The organism is Ramlibacter sp., assembly GCF_013697775.1.
Taxonomy (GTDB): Bacteria; Pseudomonadota; Gammaproteobacteria; order Burkholderiales; family Burkholderiaceae_C; genus Ramlibacter.
The window spans coordinates 1-9,285 of record NZ_JACCWG010000163.1 but is presented as its reverse complement, the minus strand read 5'-3'; the positions used below and the strand labels follow the sequence as shown (position 1 = coordinate 9,285).

Genomic DNA, 9,285 nt, shown 5'->3' with positions numbered 1-9,285 from the left:
GCGCATGGATGCGCTGCAGGCCGTGGCCGCGGAGTCGGGCGCCGGCGAACGCGCGCTGGCTGTCGCCACCGACGTGACCGATCCGGCGTCGGTCGAGGCGCTGTTCGCGCAGACCGCGCGCGCCTTCGGCCGCGTGGACCTGCTGTTCAACAACGCCGGCGTCGGCGCGGCCAGCGTGCCGCTGGAAGACCTGGCGCTGGCCGACTGGAAGCGCGTGGTCGACACCAACCTGAACGGCATGTTCTATTGCCTGCAGCAGGCCTTCCGCGTCATGAAGGCGCAGGACCCGCGCGGCGGTCGCATCATCAACAACGGGTCGATCTCGGCGCATGCGCCGCGGCCGAACTCCATTGCCTACACGGCGACCAAGCACGCGGTGTCCGGCATGACCAAGGCGGCTGCGCTGGATGGCCGCAAGTACGACATCGCCGTGGGCCAGATCGACATTGGCAACGCGCAGACCGATTTGGCCGCGCGCATGGCCAAAGGCGTGCCGCAGGCCAACGGCGACATCGCGGCCGAGCCGCTGATGGACGTGGATATCGTCGGCCAGTCGCTGCTGTACATGGCGAACCTGCCGCTGGAAGCCAACGTGCTGTTCCACACGGTGATGGCGACGAAGATGCCCTTCGTCGGCAGGGGCTAGGGTTCTGCTCCCTCTCCTTCCGGGAGAGGGCCGGGGTGAGGGCCGCCACGCGCGAACACCTGCGCCGTCAACGCAAGCCCCGGCGGCCACACGTCGGCAGTCCGCCCGTGTTCGTACACCGCGGTACAGGCCGCATCGAATGCCGGCATGCCGCGCGCGAGCCGCGCCGCAACCATGCCGGCCAGCACGTCGCCGGTCCCCGCCGTCGCCAGACGCGCATTGCCCGTCGGATTGATGCACGGCGCCATTTGCGGCGCGGCAATCACAGTGCCGGACCCCTTGAGCACGCATACCACGCCGAATTCCCGCACCAGCGCCTGCGCCGCCGCCAGTCGGTCGGCCTGCACCTGCGCCGTGCCGCTGCCCAGGAGCCGCGCCGCTTCGAGCGGATGCGGCGTGAGCACGGTCGCGCGATCGCCGCGCCGGCCGCGCGCCTGCAGTTGCGCGCGCAACTGCGGATCGCTGGCGACAGCGTTCAGCGCGTCGGCGTCCAGCACCAGCGCCCGCGCGGTGGACAGCACCTTCGGCAGCGCTTCGCGCACGGCGTCGCCGCCACCGCAGCCGCACGCGACGGCCATGTTCGCCAGGTCCAGGGAATTCCAGCCGCGGAACATCAATTCGGGCTGCTGCGCGTCCACCATCATGGCGTCTCGGTCCAGCAGACCCACGAACACGCGGCCCGCGCCGCCGTGCAGGGCGGCAGCCGCGGCGAGCAAGGCGGCGCCACCCATGCCTGGCGCGCCGCCGATCACCGCCACGTCGCCATAGCTGCCCTTGTGCGAGGCGTGCAGCCGCGCTGGCGCTGCCGGCGGGCCGGACAGCCAGGCATCGGCTTGCGGCACGAGGGCAGGGGAGACGCCCAGGTCGTGCCACCACACGGCGCCGCAGGCATCGCGGCCCGCACCGGTGAAGAGGCCGGGCTTGAGCGTGAGCAGGCTGAGCGTGTGGGCGGCCCGCACCGATTCGCCTTGCCCGGTGTCGGTGTCCAGGCCGGAGGGCGCATCGACCGCCAGCACCGCATCGGCACGCGCGCTGAGCAAGTCCATCCACACGCGCATGCGGCCGGTCGCGGGACGCGTCGCGCCGATGCCCAGCAACGCGTCGAGCGCGAAATCCCACTGTGCGGGCGGTTCCTCGGTAAAAGCAACGCAGGCATCGCGCGCGCGCCGCAGCGATGCACTCGCATCCACTGGCACCTTGCCTTCTTCGCCCAGCCAGGTGACGACCGGCTGCTTGCCCCATTGCTTTAGATGCATGGCGGCCTGGAGGCCGTCGCCGCCGTTGTTGCCGGGACCGCAGGCGACCCAGACCGTGCGGGCATGCGGGGCCAGTGCCAGCGTGAGCCGCGCCACCGCGAGGCCGGCACGCTGCATCAACGCGTGCGGTGGCAGCTGCGCCGCGGCCGCCTGCTCAATGCCGCGCGTTGCCGCCACGCCGAACAGCGGCCAGGGATGCTCGGGCGTGATGCGGCGAATGGGGCTCACGCCGCGAGGCGCTCGATGCCAAGGCCTTCCATGTCGATCTCCGGCGGGCGGCCTGACATCAGGTCGGCCAGGGCGCGGGCACTGCCGCAGGACAGCGCCCAGCCGCTCGAGCCGTGGCCCAGGTTGATCCACACGCCGGGCGTCCCGCTGGCGCCGATCACGGGCGGTCCGTCGGGCAGCATGGGCCGTGCGCCTTTCCACTCCTGCACCGAGGCGCCGGTGTTCGCCAGCTGCACGGCGCCGGGAAACCAGTCGTGCAGCACCTTGTAGAGCGTCTGGATCGCCCCCGGCCGCTTGCGCCCGGGCACGCCACCGATCTCGGCGCTGCCGGCCACGCGCACGCGGTTGCCCAGGCGCGAGATGGCGACCTTGTAGCGCTCGTCCATCAGGCCGCTGCGCGGCGCGTTCAGCGGCTCGCGAATCGGGGCGCTGATCGAGTAGCCGTGCACCGCCGCCAGCGGCAGCTGCAGGCCCAGCGGCTGCAGCAGCATGGCCGAGTCCACGCCGCCGCACACCACCACGGCGTCGAAGCGGCCTTCCTGCGGCAGCGTCATGCCGGGCTGCACCGCGCGCAGCAGCGTCGGGTTGGCCGGGTTCAGCGGATGCACCGTGGCGTTGAACTCGAAGTGCGCGCCCAGCGCCTGCGCCTCGTTCTTCAGCAGCAGTGCGAACTGGCGGCAGTTGCCGACTTCGTCGCCGGGAAGGTGCACCGCCCCAGCGAACGGCGTGTCGGGATTCAGCGCGGGCTCGAGCACGCGGGCTTCCTCGGGGCCGATCTCCTTGAACGGCACGCCGGCGTCGCGCAGCACCTGCAGGCCGGGCTGCGCCAGCTTCTGTTCCTTGTCGGAGCGCAGCAGCACCATGTAGCCTTCGGCGCGGTCGTATTCCAGCAAGTGGTGCTCGGTCAGCAGGTGCAGGCGTTCGCGGCTGTAGAAGGCCAGGCGCTGCAGGCGCGCGCGGTTGGCGAGGTAGGTATCCAGCTCGCAGGCGCGGCGCCACTGCTGCATCCAGCGCACGTCCGCCTTGCTGAGCGGCCATGACAGCCGCACCGGCGCGTGGCGGCTGAACAGGTAGCGCGCCACCTTGCCGGGCATGCCGGGCGCCGCCCAGGGCGTGACGTAGCCCGGCGCCACCACGCCGGCATTGGCGAAGCTGGTTTCCAGCGCGGCTGCGCCGTGCCGTTCGAAGACGATGACTTCATGGCCGTCGGCGGCCAGCTCATAGGCTGTGGTGACGCCGATGATCCCGGCGCCCACGATCGCGACTTTCATTACTGCTTTGTTTTTCTTCAGGAGAGGAGCACGGCCTCGGCCTGCGCTGCGACATTCAGGATCGTATCGTCGCGAAGCGGACCGTGCCAGATCATCAGGCCGACAGGCAGCTCATCGGGCGCGTGGCAGGGAATGGAAATGGCGCAGCCGTCGAGCATGTTGACCGTGCTGGGGTTGCGCAGCAGCAGCGCATTGGCGCGGAAGAAGTCGGCGTCGTGCTCGGCGCCCGGCGCCACCGGCGCGAACGGTGGCGCCACCACCGGCACGGTGGGCGAGAGCACGGCGTCAAAGCCGGCCAGCTGCCGCTCCATGTCGGAAATCCAGGCGGCGCGCGCGTGGCACAGGTCGATGTACTGGTACGCCGTCATGGCCGCGCCGCGCTCGATGCGCACACGCACCCGCGGGTCGTAGCCGGAGGCTTTCTCGGCCAGCAGTTCGCGGTGCCAGGCGTAGCTTTCGGGGGCAGGAAAGCCGCCGGTGGCTCCCATCGGGCCGAGCTGCGCGATCTCCTGCAGCGCGATCTCCTCGATGTGCGCACCGGCCGCGCGAAGCTTGCGCAGCGTGCGCTCGAACGCGCGCGCGACGGTGGCATCCATGCCGTCCTGCATCTGCGTGCGCGCCACGGCGAAGCGGCGCTGCGCCAGCGGCTTGCCGTCGTGCGCCACCGGGCGCGCCGACAGGATCTCGTGCACCTGCACGGCGTCGCGCACCGAACGGGTCATGGCGCTGATGGTGTCCAGCGTGGTGGACAGCGGCACCGTGCCCTGCGCGGACACCAGCCGCGCGGTGTTCTTGAAGCCGACGATGCCGCACAGCGCGGCCGGCACGCGGATCGAGCCGCCGGTGTCCGAACCCAGGCCGACGAAGGCCGCGCCGGTGGCGACCGACACCGCCGCGCCGCTGGACGAGCCGCCGGGGATGCGCCCCACGGACCTGTCGCAAGGGTTCACCGGCGTGCCGTGGTGCGGGTTGACGCCCATGCCGGAGTAGGCGAACTCGGTCATGTTGGTGCGCCCGATCACCACGCCGCCGGCGGCCTTCAGGCGCGCGACGGCCTGGGCATCGGTGGTGGCCGGGGGCGCATCGGCCAGCACCACGGAGCCGGCGGCGGTGACCTCGCCGGCCACGTCGAACAGGTCCTTGACGGACACCGCCAAGCCGGCCAGCGGCATGCCGCCGGCGGTCCGCGCGGCGGCGCGGGCAGCCTCGAAACTGGTCCTCAGGAAGGTGTTGCGGCAAGCCTCGGAGCGGGCGATGGTTTCGCAGCGCTCCAGCTCGGCGGTGGGAGTGGTCAAGCCCTGGCGGATGCGCTCGCGCACGGCGTGGAGGTCGTCGGCTGGAAGGTAGCTCAAGGGGAGCCCTGTGGTATCATCTTGCGGTTTTGCCGGACGGCCGCCACTGCGCGGAGAAGGTTCGGCAAGGCAAATCGCGAATCCCGCCTCACGAGGTGCCGCGGCCCAAGTCAGACATTCTGTTCAAGGGTTGCGATTCGAGCGGGATTTTAGACCCAACCTTCGGAGATCTCATGACCGTATCCATGCGTGAAATGCTGGAAGCCGGTGTCCATTTCGGACACCAGACCCGCTTCTGGAACCCCAAGATGGCCCCCTTCATCTTCGGCCATCGCAACAAGATCCACATCATCAACCTGGAAAAGACGCTGCCCCTGTTCGAGGGTGCGGCGAAATTCGCCAGGCAGCTCGCCGCCAACCGCGGCACCATCCTGATGGTGGGCACCAAGCGCCAGGCGCGCGACATCGTGTTCACCGAGGCGCAGCGCGCCGGCATGCCTTTCGTCAACCAGCGTTGGCTGGGTGGCATGCTGACCAACTTCAAGACCGTCAAGACCTCGCTCAAGCGCCTGAAGGACATGAAGGCGCAGCAGGAAGGCGGCCTGGAGACCATGTCCAAGAAGGAGCAGCTGATGTTCCAGCGCGAGCTGGACAAGCTGGAGAAGGACATCGGCGGCATCCAGGACATGAACACCCTGCCGGACGCGCTGTTCGTGATCGACGTGGGCTACCACAAGATCGCCATCGCCGAAGCCAAGAAGCTGGGCATCCCGATCATCGGCGTGGTGGACTCCAACCACTCGCCCGAGGGCATCGACTACGTCATCCCCGGCAATGACGACTCCGCCAAGGCCGTGACGCTCTACGCGCGCGGCATGGCCGACGCCGTGCTGGAAGGCCGCCAGAATGCGGCCGGCGACGTGGTGCGCGCCGTCTCCGAAGCCGGCAGCGGCGGCGACGAATTCGTGGAAGTGGCGGCGGAAGGCTCCGCTGCCTGATCCCCGGGCCCGGACATGAGAAAGGGGCTTTCGAGGCCCCTTTTTTACAGCAACGATCGAACTGAACAGAAGACGAGGACAAAGATGGCTGCTATCACCGCAAGCATGGTTGGCGAACTGCGCGCCAAGACCGACGCACCGATGATGGAGTGCAAGAAGGCGCTCTCGGAAGCCGAAGGCAACATGGAGAAGGCCGAGGAGATCCTGCGCGTGAAGCTGGGCAACAAGGCCGGCAAGGCCGCCTCGCGCGTCACGGCCGAAGGCGTGGTCACTGCCTACCGCGACGGCGACGCCGGCGCGCTGCTCGAGGTGAACTGCGAGACCGACTTCGTCACCAAGAACGACAGCTTCCTGGCGATGGCCCAGGCCGCCGCGGAACTGGTGGCCAAGCACAACCCGGCCGACGTGGCCGCGCTGGGCGCGCTGCCCTACAGCCAGGACGGCTTCGGCCCCACGCTGGAAGACGTGCGCAAGGGCCTGATCGGCAAGATCGGCGAGAACATGAGCTTTCGCCGCTTCAAGCGTTTCGGCGGCAGCGCCAAGCTGGCGCACTACCTGCACGGCTCGCGCATCGGCGTGGTGGTGGAGTTCGAGGGCGACGAAACCGCGGCCAAGGACGTCGCCATGCACGTGGCCGCGATGAAGCCGGTGGCGCTGTCCAGCGCCGACGTGCCCCCCGAGCTGATCGACAAGGAACGCTCGATCGCCCAGCAGAAGGCCGCCGAGTCCAACAAGCCGGCCGACATCGTCGCCAAGATGGTCGACGGTTCGGTGCAGAAGTACCTGAAGGAAGTTTCGCTGCTCAACCAGTCGTTCGTGAAGAACGACAAGCAGACCGTGGAGCAGATGCTCAAGGCCGCCGGCACCAGCGTGAAGGGCTTCACCATGTACGTGGTGGGCGAGGGCATCGAGAAGAAGACCGACGACTTCGCCGCCGAAGTGGCGGCGCAGGTCGCGGCCGCCAAAAGCGCCTGAGAAAACATCCGTTCAACCCCCGAAGAAGGAGTCTCCCCCCATGAAAGGCCAGCCAGCCCACAAGCGCATCCTGCTCAAGCTGTCCGGGGAGGCGCTGATGGGGGATGACTCCTTCGGCATCAACCGCACGACCATCGTGCGGATGGTGCAGGAGGTGGCCGAGGTGGTGCACATGGGCGTGCAGGTGGCTATCGTCATTGGCGGGGGCAACATCTTCCGCGGCGTGGCGGGCGGCGCGGTCGGCATGGACCGCGCCACGGCCGACTACATGGGCATGCTGGCCACGGTGATGAACGCGCTGGCGCTGGCCGACGCGATGAACAAGCAGGGCCTCACGGCCCGCGTGATGTCGGCCATCAACATCGAGCAGGTGGTCGAGCCCTACATCCGGCCCAAGGCGCTGCAGTACCTGGAAGAGGGCAAGGTGGTGATCTTCGCCGCCGGTACCGGCAACCCGTTCTTCACCACCGACACCGCTGCCGCGCTGCGCGGCGCGGAGATCGGCGCCGAGCTGGTGCTCAAGGCCACCAAGGTGGACGGCGTGTACACCGCCGATCCGCAGAAGGACCCGTCGGCCGAGCGCTATGCCAAGATCACGTTCGACGAGGCCATGTCGCGCAACCTGGGCATCATGGATGCCACGGCGTTCGCCCTGTGCCGCGACCAGAAGCTGCCGATCAAGGTGTTCTCGATCTTCAAGCACGGCGCGCTCAAGCGCGTGGTCGAAGGCGAGGACGAAGGGACCCTGGTGTACGCCTGAGCCAAGAGGAGAACCGCATGAACACCATTGCCGAGATCAAGAGCAACACGCAGGCCAAGATGGACCAGTCCATCGCCGCGTTCAAGAACACGCTGACCAAGATCCGCACCGGCCGCGCCAACCCGGCCCTGCTGGACACGGTGCAGGTGGATTACTACGGCTCCATGATGCCGATCAGCCAGGTGGCCAACGTGTCCCTGCTGGACGCGCGCACGATCAGCGTGCAGCCCTGGGAAAAGGGCATGGGCGCCAAGATCGAGAAGGCTATCCGCGAGAGCGACCTGGGCCTGAATCCGGCCTCCATGGGCGACCTGATCCGCGTGCCGCTGCCGGCGATGAGCGAGGAGCGCCGCAAGGAGATGACCAAGCTGGTGCGCAACGAAGGCGAGAACGCCAAGATCGCCATTCGCAGCTTGCGCCGCGACGCCAACGAGCACGTGAAGAAGCTGGTGAAGGACAAGGCCGCTTCCGAAGACGAGCAAAAGCGCGCCGAGGCCGACATCCAGAAGGTGACCGACAAGCACATCGCCGACATCGACAGCCTGGTGCACATGAAAGAGCAGGAGATCATGGCGGTCTAGGGCCTGTGCACACGACTTTTGCCAGATGCGTTGCGGATCAAAAAGGTCATGCGCAAGGCGCGAAACGCAGCCGGACTCGATGTCCGGCAAGGCTTCGCAACGCGGCGCATGGCCTTTTTGACCGCAACCCGAAGGGAACGTGATGAAAACCGCACCACTCGTTGTTGCACTCCTAGCCAAGGCGTCCAGCCTTGGCGTCGTCCTGCGCCTAGATTGGTGCGGTTTTCATCGCGTTCGCACTGGCAAAAGTCGTGTGAACAGGCCCTAGGCATGGCCGCCATTCCCCACCACATCGCCATCGTCATGGACGGCAACGGCCGCTGGGCGACGCGGCGTTTCCTGCCGCGGGTGGCGGGGCACAAGAAGGGCCTGGATGCGCTGCGCGTGTGCGTGCGCCACTGCGGCGAGGTCGGCGTCAAGGTGCTGACCGTGTTCGCCTTCTCCTCGGAGAACTGGAACCGCCCGCCCGAGGAAGTCTCGGGCCTGATGGAGCTCCTGGCCGGCGCGCTGTCGCGCGAGGTGCCGCAGCTGCACGGCGAGGGCGTGCGCATCCATTTCATCGGCGACCGCAGCCGCCTGTCCGACAAGGTGCAGGCCGGCCTCGCACAGGCCGAGAAGGCCACCGCCGGCAATACGCGCCTGGTGTTCAACATCTGCTTCAACTACGGCGGCCGCTGGGACGTGGCGCAGGCGGCCGCGTGCCTCGCCGCGCGCGGCGAGCCGATCACCGAACACAGCCTGGACCGCGCCATGGCGCTGGCCCACGTGAGCGACCCCGACCTGCTGATCCGCACCGGCGGCGAGCAGCGCATCAGCAATTTCCTGCTCTGGCAGGCCGCTTACAGCGAGCTGTATTTCAGCGACAAGCTGTGGCCGGACTTCGATCCCGCGGCGCTGGACGCAGCCATCGCCGACTACGGCCGGCGCGAACGCCGCTTCGGCCGCACTTCCGAACAAACCACGCCGGCGCGCCAAGCGGCCTGACACCAGGACACCGCAATGCTCAAGCAGCGCATCATCACCGCCGTCGTGCTGCTCGCCATCCTGCTGCCGGCGCTGTTCTGGCCGTCTCCCGTGCCCTTCATGGCCATCACGCTGGTGATGCTGGCGGCGGGCGGCTGGGAATGGGGGCGGCTCAATGGGCTGGGTGCGGCCGGCAGCATCGCCGCCGGCGTCGTCACGTTGGCGCTGTGCGCCGGCGCCTGGGCGCTGGGCTGGGTGGGGCGGCCGCTGCCCTGGCTGTGGACCATTGCCGCCGCAGCCTGGGTGCTGGGCGGC

At 68.6% G+C, this 9,285-nt stretch carries 9 protein-coding genes and 1 pseudogene; 7 read left to right on the top strand and 3 right to left on the bottom strand.

Features of this window, described 5'->3' with window-relative positions:
• Positions 1 to 4: 4 nt before the first annotated feature.
• Positions 5 to 646: an SDR family oxidoreductase gene (locus H0U68_RS08290; protein WP_296354502.1), complete on the top strand. Its 642-nt coding sequence runs from the start codon at positions 5 to 7 to the stop codon at positions 644 to 646.
• Here the strand turns inward: H0U68_RS08290 and H0U68_RS08285 are convergent.
• Genes H0U68_RS08285 through H0U68_RS08275 form a run of 3 tightly spaced genes read right to left on the bottom strand, consistent with a single transcriptional unit; the run spans position 643 to position 4,753 of the window.
• Positions 643 to 2,121 carry an NAD(P)H-hydrate dehydratase gene (locus H0U68_RS08285; RefSeq protein WP_296354501.1) on the bottom strand — a complete coding sequence of 493 codons (1,479 nt, stop codon included), beginning with the start codon at positions 2,119 to 2,121 and terminating at the stop codon, positions 643 to 645. The two genes, H0U68_RS08290 and H0U68_RS08285, sit on opposite strands and share 4 nt — an antisense overlap.
• 5 nt (positions 2,122 to 2,126) lie before the next feature.
• Positions 2,127 to 3,401 (bottom strand): D-amino acid dehydrogenase, encoded by a 1,275-nt coding sequence (locus H0U68_RS08280; protein ID WP_296354500.1) that lies wholly within the window; start codon positions 3,399 to 3,401, stop codon positions 2,127 to 2,129.
• A 17-nt stretch (positions 3,402 to 3,418) separates the two neighbouring features.
• A complete protein-coding gene (locus tag H0U68_RS08275; protein WP_296354498.1) occupies positions 3,419 to 4,753 on the bottom strand; it encodes an amidase in 1,335 nt (444 codons plus the stop codon).
• Positions 4,754 to 4,926: 173 nt separating this feature from the next.
• Between H0U68_RS08275 and rpsB the strand changes: the two genes are divergently transcribed.
• The 6 genes and pseudogenes from rpsB to H0U68_RS08245 form a co-directional block, all read left to right on the top strand.
• Positions 4,927 to 5,691 (top strand): 30S ribosomal protein S2, encoded by a 765-nt coding sequence (gene rpsB / locus H0U68_RS08270; RefSeq protein ID WP_296354497.1) that lies wholly within the window; start codon positions 4,927 to 4,929, stop codon positions 5,689 to 5,691.
• An 84-nt stretch (positions 5,692 to 5,775) separates the two neighbouring features.
• A complete protein-coding gene (tsf, locus tag H0U68_RS08265) occupies positions 5,776 to 6,666 on the top strand; it encodes a translation elongation factor Ts (RefSeq protein WP_296354496.1) in 891 nt (296 codons plus the stop codon).
• Positions 6,667 to 6,706: 40 nt separating this feature from the next.
• Entirely contained in the window at positions 6,707 to 7,426 is a 720-nt protein-coding gene (gene pyrH, locus H0U68_RS08260; protein ID WP_296354495.1) for a UMP kinase, read from the top strand.
• Between the two features lie 17 nt (positions 7,427 to 7,443).
• Entirely contained in the window at positions 7,444 to 8,007 is a 564-nt protein-coding gene (gene frr, locus H0U68_RS08255) for a ribosome recycling factor (protein ID WP_296354493.1), read from the top strand.
• 270 nt (positions 8,008 to 8,277) lie between these two features.
• The gene (gene uppS, locus H0U68_RS08250) at positions 8,278 to 8,991 is read left to right on the top strand and encodes a polyprenyl diphosphate synthase (RefSeq protein ID WP_296354491.1); all 714 of its coding nucleotides are present in this window, start codon (positions 8,278 to 8,280) and stop codon (positions 8,989 to 8,991) included.
• Between the two features lie 15 nt (positions 8,992 to 9,006).
• Positions 9,007 to 9,285: pseudogene (locus H0U68_RS08245) on the top strand (phosphatidate cytidylyltransferase); the annotation flags it as partial.

Excerpts from the sequence above, each read along its gene's own strand:
- H0U68_RS08290 (WP_296354502.1), top strand. The coding sequence starts at position 5 with ATGGATGCGCTGCAGGCCGTGGCCGCGGAGTCGGGCGCCGGCGAACGC.
- H0U68_RS08280 (WP_296354500.1), bottom strand. The coding sequence starts at position 3,401 with ATGAAAGTCGCGATCGTGGGCGCCGGGATCATCGGCGTCACCACAGCC.
- rpsB (WP_296354497.1), top strand. The coding sequence starts at position 4,927 with ATGACCGTATCCATGCGTGAAATGCTGGAAGCCGGTGTCCATTTCGGA.
- tsf (WP_296354496.1), top strand. The coding sequence starts at position 5,776 with ATGGCTGCTATCACCGCAAGCATGGTTGGCGAACTGCGCGCCAAGACC.
- pyrH (WP_296354495.1), top strand. The coding sequence starts at position 6,707 with ATGAAAGGCCAGCCAGCCCACAAGCGCATCCTGCTCAAGCTGTCCGGG.
- frr (WP_296354493.1), top strand. The coding sequence starts at position 7,444 with ATGAACACCATTGCCGAGATCAAGAGCAACACGCAGGCCAAGATGGAC.
- uppS (WP_296354491.1), top strand. The coding sequence starts at position 8,278 with ATGGCCGCCATTCCCCACCACATCGCCATCGTCATGGACGGCAACGGC.